The sequence below is a fragment of the Arenimonas metalli CF5-1 genome (genome assembly GCF_000747155.1).
In the GTDB taxonomy this organism is placed as follows: Bacteria; Pseudomonadota; Gammaproteobacteria; order Xanthomonadales; family Xanthomonadaceae; genus Arenimonas; species Arenimonas metalli.
The window spans coordinates 1-15812 of sequence record NZ_AVCK01000030.1 but is presented as its reverse complement, the minus strand read 5'-3'; the positions used below and the strand labels follow the sequence as shown (position 1 = coordinate 15812).

At 72.4% G+C, this 15812-nt stretch carries 14 protein-coding genes and 2 tRNA genes; 12 read left to right on the top strand and 4 right to left on the bottom strand.

Going from position 1 to position 15812, the window contains the following annotated elements; genetic code table 11:
- The first annotated feature begins 18 nt into the window (after positions 1 to 18).
- From N787_RS10020 to N787_RS09985, 8 genes are all read left to right on the top strand, one after another.
- Positions 19 to 94, top strand: a tRNA-Ala gene (locus tag N787_RS10020).
- A 111-nt stretch (positions 95 to 205) separates the two neighbouring features.
- Positions 206 to 1198 carry a homoserine kinase gene (locus N787_RS10015; protein WP_052575354.1) on the top strand — a complete coding sequence of 331 codons (993 nt, stop codon included), beginning with the start codon at positions 206 to 208 and terminating at the stop codon, positions 1196 to 1198.
- 11 nt (positions 1199 to 1209) lie between these two features.
- Positions 1210 to 1286: transfer RNA gene (locus N787_RS10010), tRNA-Arg, on the top strand.
- A gap of 46 nt (positions 1287 to 1332) precedes the next feature.
- On the top strand, positions 1333 to 2865 hold the full coding sequence (gene amaB / locus N787_RS10005; protein ID WP_034213363.1) for an L-piperidine-6-carboxylate dehydrogenase: 1533 nt from the start codon (positions 1333 to 1335) through the stop codon (positions 2863 to 2865).
- Between the two features lie 87 nt (positions 2866 to 2952).
- Positions 2953 to 3249, top strand: coding sequence for a DUF4190 domain-containing protein (locus tag N787_RS10000; RefSeq protein WP_034213412.1), 297 nt, complete (start codon positions 2953 to 2955; stop codon positions 3247 to 3249).
- Positions 3250 to 3261: 12 nt separating this feature from the next.
- On the top strand, positions 3262 to 4299 hold the full coding sequence (locus tag N787_RS09995; protein ID WP_034213361.1) for a quinone-dependent dihydroorotate dehydrogenase: 1038 nt from the start codon (positions 3262 to 3264) through the stop codon (positions 4297 to 4299).
- Positions 4296 to 5342: a UDP-N-acetylmuramate dehydrogenase gene (murB, locus tag N787_RS09990; RefSeq protein ID WP_034213358.1), complete on the top strand. Its 1047-nt coding sequence runs from the start codon at positions 4296 to 4298 to the stop codon at positions 5340 to 5342. Before N787_RS09995 ends, murB begins: the two co-directional genes overlap by 4 nt.
- Entirely contained in the window at positions 5339 to 6259 is a 921-nt protein-coding gene (locus N787_RS09985) for a DMT family transporter (protein ID WP_425387867.1), read from the top strand. Before murB ends, N787_RS09985 begins: the two co-directional genes overlap by 4 nt.
- A 30-nt stretch (positions 6260 to 6289) precedes the next feature.
- Here the strand turns inward: N787_RS09985 and N787_RS09980 are convergent, their stop codons facing one another.
- The 3 genes from N787_RS09980 to N787_RS09970 all read right to left on the bottom strand — a co-directional run bounded on the left by N787_RS09980 (position 6290) and on the right by N787_RS09970 (position 9713).
- Positions 6290 to 6769, bottom strand: coding sequence for a hypothetical protein (locus tag N787_RS09980; RefSeq protein WP_052575353.1), 480 nt, complete (start codon positions 6767 to 6769; stop codon positions 6290 to 6292).
- Positions 6770 to 6849: 80 nt separating this feature from the next.
- Positions 6850 to 8079: a flavodoxin-dependent (E)-4-hydroxy-3-methylbut-2-enyl-diphosphate synthase gene (gene ispG, locus N787_RS09975; RefSeq protein WP_034213405.1), complete on the bottom strand. Its 1230-nt coding sequence runs from the start codon at positions 8077 to 8079 to the stop codon at positions 6850 to 6852.
- Positions 8076 to 9713 (bottom strand): hypothetical protein, encoded by a 1638-nt coding sequence (locus N787_RS09970; RefSeq protein ID WP_034213356.1) that lies wholly within the window; start codon positions 9711 to 9713, stop codon positions 8076 to 8078. The genes ispG and N787_RS09970 overlap by 4 nt, the downstream gene beginning before the upstream one ends.
- Positions 9714 to 9818: 105 nt before the next feature.
- Between N787_RS09970 and xseA the strand changes: the two genes are divergently transcribed.
- Positions 9819 to 11168 (top strand): exodeoxyribonuclease VII large subunit, encoded by a 1350-nt coding sequence (gene xseA / locus N787_RS09965; RefSeq protein WP_034213354.1) that lies wholly within the window; start codon positions 9819 to 9821, stop codon positions 11166 to 11168.
- On the opposite strand, the gene N787_RS09960 is transcribed toward xseA, so the two are convergent.
- Positions 11169 to 12611: a diguanylate cyclase domain-containing protein gene (locus N787_RS09960; protein WP_034213352.1), complete on the bottom strand. Its 1443-nt coding sequence runs from the start codon at positions 12609 to 12611 to the stop codon at positions 11169 to 11171.
- An 89-nt stretch (positions 12612 to 12700) separates the two neighbouring features.
- Between N787_RS09960 and N787_RS09955 the strand changes: the two genes are divergently transcribed.
- From N787_RS09955 to N787_RS09945, 3 genes are all read left to right on the top strand, one after another.
- Positions 12701 to 13249 carry an RNA polymerase sigma factor gene (locus tag N787_RS09955; RefSeq protein ID WP_034213350.1) on the top strand — a complete coding sequence of 183 codons (549 nt, stop codon included), beginning with the start codon at positions 12701 to 12703 and terminating at the stop codon, positions 13247 to 13249.
- A 65-nt stretch (positions 13250 to 13314) separates the two neighbouring features.
- The gene (locus N787_RS09950) at positions 13315 to 15024 is read left to right on the top strand and encodes a vWA domain-containing protein (RefSeq protein WP_052575352.1); all 1710 of its coding nucleotides are present in this window, start codon (positions 13315 to 13317) and stop codon (positions 15022 to 15024) included.
- Positions 15025 to 15031: 7 nt separating this feature from the next.
- The coding region (locus N787_RS09945; RefSeq protein WP_034213348.1) for a hypothetical protein at positions 15032 to 15812 on the top strand (781 nt) is incomplete at its 3' end.

Sequence of the window (15812 nt, the reverse complement as noted above, 5' to 3'; positions counted from 1 at the left end):
AATTCGCGGACCTTCCGTGGGGGGGTAGCTCAGCTGGGAGAGCGCATCGTTCGCATCGATGAGGTCGTGGGTTCGATCCCCATCCTCTCCACCACGTACCCGAAAGGCCGGACCTCGCGTCCGGCCTTTCTCTTTTCACGCCCCGCAGCCACGGCGCGCCCGCCGGCCGGGCAAGATACCGCCCCCCGGACCTGGCCCTGACCGCGTGACTTCCACCCCGACTGCCGCCGCCGACCCGCAAGCCACCGCCCGCGCCTTCGCACCGGCCTCGGTGGGCAATGTCGCAGTCGGGTTCGACCTGCTGGGGCACAGCGTGCGCGGGGCCGGCGACATCGCCACCGTGCGGCGGTGCGCGCGCCCGGGCGTGCGCATCACGGCGATCCGCGGCGTCGTCACCGACCTGCCGCGGGAACCGTCCGCCAATACCGCCGGCGCGGCGCTGCTCTCGCTGCTCGCGGCCGAGCGCCTGGGCCACGGTTTCGAACTCGAGCTCGACAAGGGCATCGCCCTGGGCTCGGGCATGGGCGGCTCGGCGGCATCCTGCGTGGCGGCGCTGGTGGCGGCGAATGCGCTGCTGCCGACGCCGCTGCCGCGCGAGGCGCTGTACCCGCATGCACTGGCCGGTGAGTCGGTCGCCAGCGGCGCGCGCACCGGCGACAACGTCGGGCCGATGCTGCTGGGCGGGCTGGTGCTCGCCACCCCGGAACGCCTGCTGCGGATCTCCCCGCCCGCCGCCTGGCACTGCGCGCTGGTGCACCCGCATTTCGTGCTCGAGACCCTGCGTGCCCGCGAGGTGTTGGCCGCGCCCTACCCGCTGGCCGCGCTGGTCCGGCAGACCGCGAATCTTTCGCAGGTGCTGTTGGGCTGCGAGCGCGGCGACGCGGCGCTGGTGCGCGCCGGACTGCGCGATGACCTGGTGGAGCCGCGGCGCGCGCCGCTGGTGCCGGGCTTCGCGGCGGTGAAGCAGGCCGCGATGGACGCCGGCGCGATGGGCGCGAGCCTGTCCGGCGCGGGCCCCAGCGTGTTCGCCTGGTGCGAGGACGCCGCGATGGCCGCGCGCGCCGTCGACGCCATGCGCGCCGCCTTCGCCGACGCCGGCCTGGGCAGCGACGGCTTCGTTTCGCCATTGGACGGGCCTGCGGCGACGCTCTTGCCCCCGGCCGACGGCGCTGGGGCCGGCCCGGGGTTTCTGCGATAATTCACCGGCTTGGCCCCGTAGCTCAGCTGGATAGAGCGTCCCCCTCCTAAGGGGAAGGTCGTACGTTCGAATCGTATCGGGGCCGCCACTTTCCCCCTTGGCCGCATGCCGGCCAACCGCAACCGGAGCTTTCCATGACCCACCCCGTCCTCACCGCGCTCGGCCTGTCCGAGGTCGAATCCGGCACCTACCTTGGCAACGGCGAGTGGTCCAAGACCCGCGATGCCGGCGTCATCGAGCCGGTGAACCCGAGCAACGGCGAGGTGCTGGGCAAGGTGCACGCGTCCTCGCAGGCCGACTACGACCTGATCCTCGAGCGCGCCCAGGCCGCCTTCAAGGTCTGGCGCACCACCCCGGCGCCCAAGCGCGGCGAAGCGATCCGCCTGTGCGCCGACGCGCTGCGCAAGCACAAGGACGCGCTGGGTTCGCTGGTGGCGCTGGAGATGGGCAAGTCCAAGCCGGAAGGCGACGGCGAGGTGCAGGAGATGATCGACATCGGCGAATTCGCCGTCGGCCTCTCGCGCCAGCTCTACGGCCTGACCATGCACTCCGAGCGCCCGGGCCACCGCATGTACGAGCAGTACCAGCCGCTTGGCATCGTCGGCATCATCAGCGCGTTCAATTTCCCGGTCGCGGTGTGGGCCTGGAACTCGTTCCTGGCCGGCGTCTGCGGCGACATCTGCATCTGGAAGCCCTCGCCCAAGACCCCGCTGTCGGCGATCGCCTCGATGAAGATCTGCAACGAGGCGCTCAAGGCCGGCGGCTTCCCGGACATCTTCTTCCTGTTCAACGACGGCGGCACCGAGCTGGCGCAGACCTTCGTGGACGACAAGCGCATCCCGCTGATCAGCTTCACCGGTTCGACCAAAGTCGGCCGCATGGTCGGCGAGCGCGTGGCGCGCCGCATGGGCCGCAGCCTGCTTGAGCTGGGCGGCAACAACGCGATCATCGTCGACCCGTCGGCCGACCTGAAGCTGGCGATCCCGGCCATCGCCTTCGGCGCCGTCGGCACCGCCGGCCAGCGCTGCACCACCACCCGCCGCCTGTTCGTGCACGAATCGATCTACGCCGACGTGCTGGCCAAGCTGGTCGCGGCCTACAAACAGGTCGAGAAGAAGATCGGCGACCCGACCGACCCGGCCAACCTGATGGGCCCGCTCAACAGTTCCGACGCCGTGGATGCCTACCTCGACGCCGTGGCCAAGGCCCAGGCCGCGGGCGGCAAGATCGAGACCGGCGGCGCCCGCATCGACCGCCCGGGCAACTTCGTGCTGCCCACCATCGTCACCGGCCTGGCCAACAGCGCCGAGGTCGTGCAGACCGAGACCTTCGCGCCGATCCTGTACGTGATGAAGTACTCGACCCTGGACGAGGCGATAGAGCTGCAGAACGCCGTGCCGCAGGGCCTGTCCTCGTCGATCTTCACCACCGACCTGCGCGCGGCCGAGCAGTTCCTGTCGTCGGCCGGCTCGGACTGCGGCATCGCCAACGTCAACATCGGCACCTCCGGCGCCGAGATCGGCGGCGCCTTCGGCGGCGAGAAGGATACCGGCGGTGGCCGCGAGTCCGGCTCGGACGCGTGGAAGGTCTACATGCGCCGCCAGACCAACACCATCAACTACTCCAACGCGCTGCCGCTGGCCCAGGGCATCAAGTTCGACCTCTGAGGATCGACCGTGTCCGAGCCCATGCTGCCGCCCGCCCCGCCCTCGCCGCCGGCGCCTGAACCGCCCCCGGCGCCGGCCCCCGCGCCCGTGCCGGCCGGTCGCCCGACCAGCCCGCTGGCCATCGTCGCGCTGGTCGGCGGCATCCTCGGCTGGACCCTGCTGCCGTGGCTCGGCAGCCTGGCCGCGGTGATCTGCGGCCACATGGCCCGCGCCGAGATCCGCCGCAGCGCGGGCACGATGGACGGCGACGGCATGGCCATCGCCGGCCTGATCCTGGGCTGGACCGCGATCGCGCTCAGCATCCTGGCCCTGCTGGCGGTCATCCTGTTCTTCGGCGGGCTCGCGGTGCTGCTGGGCGCGCTGGGACTGAGCGGACAGCTCTGAGGCGCCGACCGGATGTACGCCCTCGCCCGCCCGTTCCTGTTCCACCTTGATGCCGAGAAGGCGCACGGCCTCGGCCTGCGCGCGCTCGAGGCGGCCTACCGCACCGGGCTCAACCCGCTGCTGGCCAGCCGCCCCAAGCCGCTGGTGACCAAGGCCTTCGGGCTGAGCTTCCCCAACCCGGTCGGCTGCGCCGCCGGGCTGGACAAGAACGGCGAGCACGTGGACGCGCTGCTGGCGCTGGGCTTCGGCTTCGTCGAGGTCGGCACCACCACGCCGCGGCCGCAGGCCGGCAACCCGAAGCCGCGCATGTTCCGGCTGCCCGAGCACAACGCCGTCATCAACCGCCTGGGCTTCAACAACGCCGGCGTGGATGCGCTGGTGGCCAACGTGTCGAAGGCGCGCCGCCAGCACGGCCTGCTTGGCATCAACATCGGCAAGAACAAGGACACCGCGAACGAGGACGCACTCGACGATTACGCGTATTGCCTCGAGCGCGTGTACCCGCTGGCCGATTACGTCACGGTCAACATCTCCTCGCCCAACACGGCCGGCCTGCGCGAACTGCAGGAAGAACAGGCCCTGCGCCACCTGGTCGGCGGCCTGCGCGAGGCCCAGGAGAAGCTGGCCAGCCAGCACGGCAAGCGCGTGCCGATGCTGGTGAAGATCGCCCCCGACCTGTCCGACGACGACATCGACGCCTGCGCCCGCGTGCTCAGCGACATGCAGGTGGACGGCGTGGTCGCCACCAACACCACCGTCGACCGCCTGCCGGTCGAGCACCACCGGCTGGCCAAGGAAACCGGCGGCCTCTCGGGCCAGCCGCTGTACGGCAAGTCCACCGCGGTGATGCGCCGCCTGCGCGCGCGCCTGGCCGACAGCATCCCCATCGTCGGCGTCGGCGGCATCCTTAGCGGCGCCGACGCGGCCGGAAAGATCACCGCCGGCGCGCTGATGGTGCAGTTCTACACCGGCCTGATCTATCGCGGACCCGACCTCATCGGCGAGTGCGTGGACGCGATCCGTCGCCGGCGCGAGGGCGGCCCGGCATGACTGGCTACCAGCTGGCGGAGAACGTTTCCCTCGCCGGCCGCAACACCTTCCGCGTCGCCGCCCGCGCCGCGATGATGGCCGACGTGTCGCGTGCCGACGCCCTGGCCGAACTGTTCGAGTTCGCCATGCTGCGCGAGGGCCCGGTGCTGGTGCTGGGCGAAGGCAGCAACCTGCTGTTCGCCGGCGATTTCCCCGGCGTGGCCATCTGCCTGACGATGGCCGGCGTGCGCATCGTCCAGGACGACGGCGACACCGCCCTGGTGCGCGCCGAGGCCGGCCTGGCCTGGAACGACCTGGTGGGCTGGACGCTGGCGCGCGGGCTGGTGGGCCTCGAGAACATGGCCCTGATCCCGGGCACCGTCGGCGCCTCGCCGATCCAGAACATCGGCGCCTACGGCGTCGAGGTCGGCGAGTTCATCGAAGCCGTCGAGGCCTTCCAGCGCGACACCGGGCAGGTGAAGCGCCTGGCGCGCGAGGACTGCGCCTTCGGCTACCGCGACAGCCTGTTCAAGCGCGAGGCCGACCGCTGGGTGGTCACCGCCATCGAGCTGCGGCTGCCGCGCCAGCGCGAGCTGCGGCTCGACTACGCCGGGGTGAAGGAAGAGCTGGCCGCGATGGGCGTGGCGACGCCGCGCGCGGTGCACGTGGCCGAGGCCATCAGCCGCCTGCGCACCCGCAAGCTGCCGAACCCGGCGCTGCTGGGCAATGCCGGCAGCTTCTTCAAGAACCCGGTGGTCGACGCGGCCCAGGCCGACGCGCTGAAGGCGGAGCACCTCGCCCTGCCCGTGTTCCCCGGCCCCGAGGGCCAGCGCAAGCTTTCCGCCGGCTGGATGATCGAGGCCTGCGGCTGGAAGGGTTTCCGCGAGGGCGATGCCGGCGTCGCCGCGCAGCACGCGCTGGTGCTGGTGAACCATGGCCAAGCCAGCGGCGCCGAGCTGCTGGGCCTGGCGCGCCGGATCGCCGCCTCGGTGCGCGAACGCTTCGGGGTGTCGCTCGAGCCCGAGCCCCGCATCATCGGCGCCCGCTTCGACGACGCCGCTTGAACGCCCCCGGCAACCGCCCCGTGGACGTGCCGCGCGCGGTCGCGCTGATGACCATCGGCACCGTGCTGTTCGGCTTCATGGCGGTCTGCATCCGCCTGGCGTCGGAGCAGCTGCACGCCTTCGAGATCGCCTTCTTCCGCAATTTCTTCGGCCTGGTGTTCATCCTGCCGATCCTGTTCAAGCACGGGCCGGCGATCCTGCGCACCGACAAGCTCGGCTTCTACACCGGCCGCTGCGCGATCGGCATGGTGTCGATGCTGGCCGGCTTCTGGGCGATCGTGCACCTGCCGCTGGCGCAGGCGATCGCGCTGTCGTACTCGAGCCCGCTGTTCGTGACCATCGCCGCCGTGATCGTGCTGGGCGAAGTGGTGCGCGCGCGGCGCTGGACCGCCGTGATCGTGGGCTTCCTGGGCGTGCTGGTGATCGTGCGGCCGGGCAGCGACGACTTCACCGCCGGCAGCCTGGTGGCGGTGCTGGCGGCGGTGGCCAGCGCCAGCGCGGCGATCTCGATCAAATTCCTCTCGCGCACCGAGCACCCGGACGCGATCGTGCTCTACACCACGATGATCTGGGTGCCGATGTCGCTGGTGCCGGCGCTGATGGTCTGGGAGACGCCGGTCGGCATCACCTGGCTGTGGATCGTGCTGGCGGGCTTCCTCGGCACCACCGCGCACATGTTCTGGACCCGGGCGATGAAGCTGGGCGAGGCCTCGATGCTCACGCCGATCAGCTTCCTGCAGGTGCTGGTGGTGGCGGTGCTGGGCTACTTCCTGTTCGACGAAGTGCTCGACCGCTGGACCGTGCTGGGCGCGGCGATCATCTTCGGCTCGAACGTCTACATCGCGCGGCGCGAAGCCCGGCTGGCACGCCAGGCAGTCACCGACCCCGAGATCAACCCGGGCACCCAGCAGCGCTGACGGTGCCCGGGCGATGCCACCCGCAGCGACTCAGAGGTCGTCGCGGTCGCCGGAGAATTCGATCTCCATGTCGTCGGCGGTCTCGGCCGCGATGTCCATGGCCGACTCGAGCTCGGCGGCGCTGATCTCGTCGGGCAGCTTGATGACGAAGTACAGCACGTCGCCCGCCAGCTCCCAGGCGCCGAGCTTGTTCTGGCGGCTCTCGGCCATCAGCTCCAGCGCCTTGGCGCCGTCGATGCCGTCGTTGGCAACGCGCGCCGCCGGCGAGAAGACCTCGCGCACGGTGAAGCCCGCCACCGACTCGGTGCCGCCGGAGACGAACACCAGCTGGGTGCGCCCTTCCTTGGCGTAGTTGTAGGTGACCTTGTAGTCACCATCCATGTCCACCTCGTACTTGACGCCGCGCTCGTCCAGCCGCTTCGCCACCGAGGCATCGGCCGCCGCGTTGCCGGCGCCCGCCATCATCAGGCCGGCGAAGAGCCAGGCCACTCCGTTCTTCGTACTGCGCATCGTGGTTCCCCTGTCTGGTTGGATGCCCCGCCATTCTCACGCTTGCCCCGGCGGCCGTCCACGGGTCCGCCGGGCCCCGGTCAGGCCCCGCCGTAGCGCCGGGCCACGTAGTCGTCGATGACGCCCACGAAGTCGTCGGCGATGTTCTCGCCGCGCAGCGTCATGGCCTTCTCGCCGTCGATGAACACGGGCGCCGAGGGCGCCTCGCCGGTGCCCGGCAGCGAGATGCCGATGTCGGCGTGCCGGGACTCGCCCGGGCCGTTCACCACGCAGCCCATCACCGCCAGCGACAGGTTCTCGACGCCCGGGTACTTGAGCTTCCACACCGGCATCTGGCCGCGCACGTGCTCCTGCACCTTCTGCGCCAGCACCTGGAAGAACTCCGAGGTGGTGCGGCCGCAGCCCGGGCAGGCGGTGACCAGCGGGGTGAACGCGCGCAGGCCCATCGTCTGCAGCAGCTCCTGCGCCACCTGCACCTCCAGCGCGCGCGGCGCGCCGGGCTCGGGCGTCAGCGAGATGCGGATGGTGTCGCCGATGCCTTCCTGCATCAGCACCGCCAGCGCCGCCGCCGAGGCGACGATGCCCTTGCTGCCCATGCCGGCCTCGGTCAGGCCCAGGTGCAGCGGGAAATCGGAGCGCGCGGCCAGGTCGCGATACACGGCGATCAGCTCCTGCACGCCGCTGACCTTGGCCGAGAGCACGATGCGCTCGCGCGCGAGGCCGATCTCGACCGCGCGCTCGGCCGATTCCAGCGCCGACACCACCAGCGCCTCGCGCAGCACGCGGGCGGCGTCCCAGGGCTGGGCGCGGGCGGCGTTCTCGTCCATCAGCCGCGCCGACAGCGCCTGGTCCAGCGAGCCCCAGTTCACGCCGATGCGCACTGGCTTGCCGAACTCGATCGCCTTCTCGACGATGGCCGCGAACTGGGTGTCCTTCTTCTTGCCGAAGCCGACGTTGCCCGGGTTGATGCGGTACTTGGCCAGCGCCTCGGCGCAGGCCGGCTCGGCCGCCAGCAGGCGGTCGCCGTTGTAGTGGAAGTCGCCGACGATCGGCACCGGCACGTTCATCATGTCGAGCTTGTCGCGGATGCGCGGCACCGCGGCGGCGGACTCGGGGTTGTTCACCGTCACCCGCACCAGCTCGGAGCCGGCGCGCCAGAGTTCGGCCACCTGCTTGACGGTGGCATTGATGTCGGCGGTATCCGTGTTGGTCATCGACTGCACCACCACCGGGGCGCCGCCGCCGATGCGGACCTTGCCGACCTCGACGCCGCGGGTATCGCGGCGCGGCTGCGAACGGGCCTCGCTCATGCCGTCGCCTCCGGCTGGCGTTCGCCCAGCAGCACGTAGTCGCCGGCGTTGAGCAGCACCTCCACGTCGGGCAGCAGGTCGGCGCCGCGCGGCGCGAGCTCGGGGAAATGGCTGGAAAGGTCGTGGATCACCTCGACCCGGCTGCCCGATTCGATCACCGCATTGGCGACGAAACAGCGGCCCGGCGTGCCGTCGATCGGGAACACCTCGATCGCACGGTTCACCTGGCGATTGCCGCCGTCGGCGCTGACCACGCGCAGCGCTACCGCGCTCGAACGCCGCGACAGCAGCTCGACGCCGGCCGACAGGCTGCCGTCGTCCTCGTAGCGCAGCCAGCGCATCACGCCGACCATCCAGGCCTGCTCCTCGCCTTCGTCGCCGAAGTTCAGGCCGACCAGTTCGCCCACGCGGGCGCGCGCCTGCTCGGCGCTGGCCCAGGCCATGCGGTAGCCGCCCAGGCTCTGGTCGAGCACCTTGCCGGTAAAGCGCGGCACCTTGGTCATGCTGGCCGCGCCCTGGGTCCAGGCCGCACCGGCGATCACGTGCACGGTGCCCTGCGCCGACTGCTTCATGAAGGTGTCGAAATCGCGCTGGCCGGCGAGGAAATAGTGCAGGCCGCTCAGGCCCAGCACGGTGTCCAGGCGATGCCCGGCCGGCAAGCGCACCAGACCGCGCGCGGCGATCTGGCCGAAGGCGCGGCGCAGGCGGATCAGCAGGTCGTTGCCGACGCGGAAGCCCGGGCCCGCGGCCGGCACGATCTCGGACTGGCCGTCGCGCACCCGCGACAGCGCGCGCTCGACTTCGTCGGCGAAGGCGCGCAGGTCGAGCCACAGCGAATGCGATTCCTCGCCGGCGCCGGTGCCCGGGCCGCGGTCGGCGTCGTCCGGCACGACCGGCGCCAGCCCGTCGGGCGCCTGTTCGACCAGGCCGCAGCGCGCGGTGAACGCGCGCGCGATCGGCCACAGGCTGTCCTGCTCGGCCTGGCCGAAGGCGTAGGGATTCACCGCCGCCAGCAGCAGCGCCTGCACGTACAGCGTGTTGACGTCGAAATTGCCGCCGGCGAGCTTGTCCTCGGTGGCCTTGCGGTCGAGCTTGAGCTGGGCCGCGAAGCGGTGCACGCGATGCAGGCCCTGCCACACGCCGGCGGACGCCGGGCGATACACGCGCCAGGCCATGGCCAGCGCGCGCGCGTAGTGCCAGGCTGCGCGCTCGAGCGCCGTCAGCACCGCGCCGCCGCGCAGGAAGGGCACGCTGCCGGCCGGCGCGCACAGGTCGGCCGCCGCCCCGCGATACGCATGCGCCAGCAGTACGTGGAAGGACTCCGCCACCGCGGCCGCGCGCGCCTTGTCCGGCGGCAGCGGCAGCGGGCTGGTGTTGAACTGGCGTTCTAGCAGGGTGATCGATTCGATCGCCGCGGCGCGCAATTCCTCCAGCGCACCCAGGCGGGCGCCGCCTTCGAGCCGCTGCGAGGCGAGGCTGGCCAGCGCGCGCGCCAGCTCCTGTTCGGTGGCCTGGGCGTTGGCGCGCGGCAGCGCCGCGACCCAGGCCTTGACCTTGCGGGGTTCGGTCGCGAAGCCGGCACCGCCGGTGGCGGCCGGCAGGCCTTCGCAAAGCCGCTTGTAGCTATCGCTCATGGGGGATCCTCGTGGCCGCCACAGTTTAGACCGGGCCGGTGCCCGCGCCCTACCCCGGTGACGAACGCCCCGGGGTATCCTGTCCGGCCGTCCCGCCCGCCCGCCATGTCTTCACTTGCCCGCGAACGCCAGGTCCTGCGCCCGTCCCAGCTCAATGCGCTGGCGCGCGACCTGCTCGAGGGCAGCTTCCCGCAGGTCTGGGTCGAGGGCGAGATCAGCAATTTCTCCCGCCCGGCCTCCGGCCACGCCTATTTCACGCTGAAAGACGAACGGGCCCAGGTCCGCTGCGCGCTGTTCAAGCCCAAGGCGCAGGCGCTGCGGTTCGCGCCGCGCGACGGCCTGCAGGTGCTGGCGAGGGGCCGCCTGACGCTGTACGAAGCGCGCGGCGACTACCAGCTGGTGCTCGACCACATGGAAGAGGCCGGCGAAGGCGCCCTGCGCCGGGCCTTCGAGCAGCTCAAGGCCAGGCTGGCCGCCGAGGGGCTGTTCGAGGCCGCCCGCAAGCGCCCCCTGCCCGCTTTCCCCCGCCGCCTCGGCGTGATCACCTCGCCGCGCGGCGCTGCGGTGCGCGACGTGCTCAGCGTGCTGGGCCGGCGCTTCCCGCTGCTGCCCGTGGACGTGCTGCCGGTGCCGGTGCAGGGCGACGGCGCCGCCGCGCAGATCCTGGACATGCTGCGCCGCGCCGCCGGCTCGGGCCGCTACGACGTGCTGCTGCTCACCCGCGGCGGCGGCTCGCTCGAGGATCTCTGGGCCTTCAACGACGAAGCCCTGGCGCGCGCGATCGCGGCCTCGCCGGTGCCGGTGGTCTCGGCCGTGGGCCACGAGATCGACACCAGCCTCAGCGACTTCGCCGCCGACCTGCGCGCGCCCACGCCCTCGGCCGCGGCCGAGCTGCTGGTGCCCGAGCAGGGCGAACTGCAGGCGCGGCTGGCGCAGCGCCACCGCCAGCTGCAGGCGCTGCTCGCCCGCATGAACGCGGCCCGCGCCCAGCGCGCCGACCAGGCCTTCCTGAAGCTGCAGGCGCTGCGCCCGCAGCTGCGGCTCGAGCGCGGCCGCGGCCGGCTGGCGAAGCTGCAGCATCGCCTGGACCTGGCCGTGGCGCAGGCGCTGTCCGCCCGCGCCGAACGCGCCGCCCGCCTGTTGCGGCGCCTGGACCAGCAGCACCCGCGCCGGCGCCTGCAGGAGCAGCGCCACCGCCTGCAGCTGCTCGGCCAGGCGCTCGCGAACGCGCCCGACCGGCTGCTGCCGCCGCGCCGCCTGCGCCTGGCCGGCCTGGCCCGCGCCCTCGCCAGCGTCAGCCCGCTGGCCACGCTGGCGCGCGGCTACAGCATCCTGCGCGAGGGCGATGGCGGGCCGGTGGTTCGGCGCGCCGACCAGGTGCGCGCCGGCGATGCGCTCGAGGCCCGGCTGGCCGAGGGTCGCCTGCGGCTGCGGGTCGAACCCGATCCGGACTGATCAGTCCGCCGGCGCCAGCGCCGGTGCGTGGAAGGCGATGCCCGGGCCGCCACCCTGCTTGGCGCGATACATCGCCGCATCGGCCAGGTGCAGCAGCACCTCGGCGCGGCTGCCATCGGCGGGGAAGCGGGCGATGCCGATGCTGGTGCCCACCATCATCCAGTGGTCGCCGATGGGCACCGGCTGCCGGATCGCCTCGCGCAGCCGCGCCGCCATCGCCTGCACCCAGTCGTCGTCGGTGCCGGGCGGCATCGTCACCAGCACCAGGAATTCATCGCCGCCCATGCGCGCGACCATGTCGCCGGGCCGCACGGCGTCGGCAAGGCGCCGCGCCAGTTCGGACAGCAGGCGATCGCCGGCGGCGTGGCCGTGGGTGTCATTCACCGGCTTGAAGCCGTCGAGGTCGAGCGACATCAGCGCGAAGCCGGGGCCGCCGCGCTGGCCGCGGGCGATCATGCGGTCGAGGTGGCGCAGCGCCCAGCGCCGGTTCGGCAGCCGGGTCAGCGCGTCCACGCCGGCGAGGTGCTTGATGCGGCGGCGGTCGTGCAGGATGCGCGCGATCGCCAGCGAGGCCAGCAGGCTCAGCCCGAGGCGCACCAGGAACAAGGGCGACAGCCAGGTGCCCGGCTCATGCCAGCCCTCGCGCGGCACCGCCGAGAGCAGCCAGCTGCCGCCGGGCAGGAACACCGGCACCTTCACCGCGTTGGCGGCGACGGGGATGCGCTCGCCGCGGATCGGCTCGCCGCCCGGCCCCAGCGCATCGCGGCCGATGATCGAAAGCTGCAGCGACTTCTCGAGCTTGCCGATGCCGGCGCGCCGCAGCATGCGCTCGTGGTCCAGGGTCATGCTCACGGCACCCCAGAGCCGGGGCACGCCGTCCACGTCCACCCAGAGCGGGATCCGCACGGCCAGCACGGTGCCGCCCTGCACGGCTTCGAAGGGCCCGCCCAGCACCGGCTCGTCGAGCCGGATGGCCTGGAACACGGCGTGCTTCTGCACCGGGTCCGCCAGCAGGTCCAGCCCCAGCGCGGCCTCGTTGCCGGCCAGCGGGTAGATGTCGGTGAGCACGAAGCCCGGTGCCAGCGAGAGGTTGTTGATGTGGGGCTGGCCGCGCAGCAGCTCCTCGGCGATGGCCTGGAACTCGGCATCGGTGATGCCTTCGTTCAACAACACCTGCACCGCCAGGCCGCGCACCAGGGCCACGCTGGCGTAGAGGTCGGTCTCGAGGCGCGCGCGGAAATCGGACAGGTCGGCCTGCACTTCCGCCTGCCGCCGGCTCAGGTCGCGGCCGCGCTCGGTCTGCAGCGTGTTGAAGCTGAAATACAGGCCCAGCGCCAGCACCGCCAGCGCCGCCCACCAGTGCGAACCCGGCAACAGCCAGCCGCCCCGGGGCCCTTCGGGCCCACTGCCGTCGTCGGGGTCGTGGAAGAGGCGTGGCGCCATGGCGCCAGTGTAGACCCGGCCCGGCCCGCCAACGTGAGCGCCGGCTGGCCAGCTTCTCGCGCCCGGCGAAAGCCCGTACGCTTCCCGGCATGCAGGAGGAGTCCACCGACGAAGCGCTGATGCTGGCCTACGGGGCCGGCGACGTCGGGGCGTTCCAGACCCTCTACGCCCGCCACCGCGGACCGCTGTTCCGGCACCTCACCCGGCAGCTGCGGGATGCCGCCCTGGCCGAGGAGTTCTTCCAGGACACCTGGCAGCGGGTGATCACGGCCCGGGAGCGCTACCGCCCCGAGGCGAAGTTCGCGACCTGGCTCTACCAGATCGCGCACAACCGGGTCGCCGACCACTGGCGGGCGAAGCAGCACCGCCCGGACGCGCCCGGCGACGCCACCGAGCTGGCCGAGCGGCTGCCCGACCCCGATTCCCCCGAGCGCAGCCTGTCGGCCTTCGAGGAGCGCCGCCGCCTGCAGCTGGCGCTGGAGGAGTTGCCCGAGGACCAGCGCGAGGTGGTGCTGCTGCGGCTCGAGCAGGAGCTGAGCCTGGAGGAGATCGGCGAGATCACCGGCGTCGGCCGGGAAACGGTGAAGTCGCGCCTGCGCTACGCCATGGACAAGCTGCGCGCGAGGCTGCGGCCATGAGCCCTCAACCCCGTTTCGCGCCGCGGCACGTTGAAGACGGCGCCACCCCAGACAGGAGCTCCACCATGCGTCCGCTCATGATCAGCTGCCTCGCCCTTGCCGTCGCCGCCGGCTGCGCCAAGAAGTCCGACCAGGTCCGCACCGAGAAGGCCCAGGCCGAACAGGTCCTGGCCCAGGAATCCGCTGCGCTCGATTCGATCACCGTCACCGGCACCCGCGTGCGCGAGGCGGAAGCGCGCCGCATGATGGTGATGGCGCCACCGGCGCCCCCGGCGCCGCCCGTCCCGGCCGCGGCCTACGCGGGCATGCCTGCGCCGGTGGTCGCGCCGCCGGAGGCCAACACCGAGAACTACGCCGCCTTCGAGGACAACGGCATCGTCCGCACCGCCGAGAACGCGGTGTCCACCTTCTCCATCGACGTCGACACCGGCAGCTACAGCAACGTGCGCCGCATGCTGGCCCAGGGCCAGCGGCCGCCCAAGGATGCGGTGCGGGTCGAGGAGATGATCAACTACTTCGACTACGGCTACGTCGCGCCGTCCGACCGCAGCCAGCCCTTCAGCGTGCGCACCGAACTGGCGCCCTCGCCCTGGCACGCGAAGAAGCTGCTGATGCAGGTCGGCATCCAGGGCTACGAGGTCGCCGCGGCGGACATCCCCGCGTCGAACCTGGTGTTCCTGATCGACACCTCGGGCTCGATGTCCACGCCCGAGAAGCTGCCGCTGCTCAAGGAAAGCTTCCGCCAGCTGGTGCCGCGCCTGCGCGCGCAGGACCGCGTCTCGATCGTGGTCTACGCCGGCAGCGCCGGGCTGGTGCTGCCGCCGACGCCGGGCGACCGCCACGGCGAGATCCTGGCCGCGCTGGGCCAGCTCGAGGCCGGCGGCTCCACCAACGGCGGCGAAGGCATCGACCTCGCCTACGCGATGGCGAAGCAGGCCTTCATCGAGGGCGGCGTCAACCGCATCGTGCTGGCCACCGACGGCGACTTCAACGTCGGCATCTACGACCAGCGCGCGCTCGAGACGAAGGTGGAGACCGGCCGCGAGTCCGGCGTCGCCCTCACCACGCTCGGCTTCGGCATGGGCAACTACAACGACGCGCTGGCCGAGAAGCTGGCAGACCTGGGCAACGGCAACCACGCCTACATCGACAACCTGATGGAAGGCCGCAAGGTCCTGGTCGAGGAAATGGGTTCGACCCTGCTCACCATCGCCAGCGACGTGAAGATCCAGGTCGAATTCAACCCGGCCCAGGTCGCGGAATACCGCCTGGTGGGCTACGAGAACCGCACCCTGGCGCGCGGGGACTTCAACAACGACCAGGTCGACGCCGGCGAGATCGGCGCCGGCCACGACGTGACCGCGCTGTACGAAGTCTGCCTGGTCGGCATGGGCTGCGAGTCCAGCGATCCGCTGCGCTATTCGGCGCCCGCCGCCGCGGGACCGAAGGGCTCGGAGCTCGCCTTCCTCAAGCTGCGCTACAAGCGGCCGGGCGAGGACAAGAGCGTGCTGATGGAGCGCCCGGTGACGCGCGGCGACGTGCGCACGGAAGCCAGCGAAGACCTGCGCTTCGCCGCCGCCGTGGCCGCCTACGCCGACCTGCTGCGCGGTGGCCGGCACAGCAACGGCTTCACCTGGGACCAGGTGGAGGCGCTGGCGCGCGGTGCCCGCGGCAACGATGCCTGGGGCTACCGCGGCGAGTTCTTGCAACTGTTGGCGCAGGCGCGCAGCCTGAGCCCCGCCCGCGACCCGGACGTCGCGATCAGCCAGGATTGAACCGCCCGTGACCCAGCCGCAGGACCCGCGCAAGCAGCCGCTCCAGGACGACGAGATCGCCCTGGCCCGGGTCCTGCGCGCCCTGCCGGCCGGGGAACCGCCGTCGCGGCTGGATGCCGCGATCCTGGCGGCGGCGACCGACGCGGTCGCCGCCGCCCCCGGCGAGCGCCCGCGCGCGCGCGCGCCGAAGCGGATCCTGCCGTGGCTGCCGACCTGGGCCATCGGTACCGCCGCGGCCGCCGTGCTCGCGGTCGGCATCGGCGTGCAGCTGCGCCCGCCGCTGGCGCCCACCGTAGCACCGCAGGCCGAACAGTCCCCGGCCCATCGTCCGCTGCCGGAATCGACGCCGCGGATGGACATCGAACTTCCCGAACCCCGGCTGGCGCCTCCGCCGCCCCCGGCGCCGCCGCCGGCCCAGCCCGCGCAGATGCGCAGCGAGCGGCAGGCACCGCTGCCGCCGCCTCCCCCGCCGCCGCCCGCGCCCGAACCCCCGCCGCCGCCGAGCGCAGCGGCGCCCGCCGAGGCCCTGGCCGATGCCTTCCCCGCCGCCCCCGTGGTGGCCGAGGAAGCCGCCGCGGACGAAGGCGAGACGCTGGACTCGATCACCGTGAGCGGCACCCGCGTCGCGCCGCCGCCGGAGACCGGCGACCAGGCGCGGCGCCGGCATCAGTCCGCTTACGCCGCGCGCGCCGCCGAACGCGCCGAAGCCGAACGCGAGGCCTTGGCCCGCCGGGAAAGCGAGGCCAGCCAGTCCGCGCAGCGCGACGCCGCCGCCAAGGCCGCGGCCG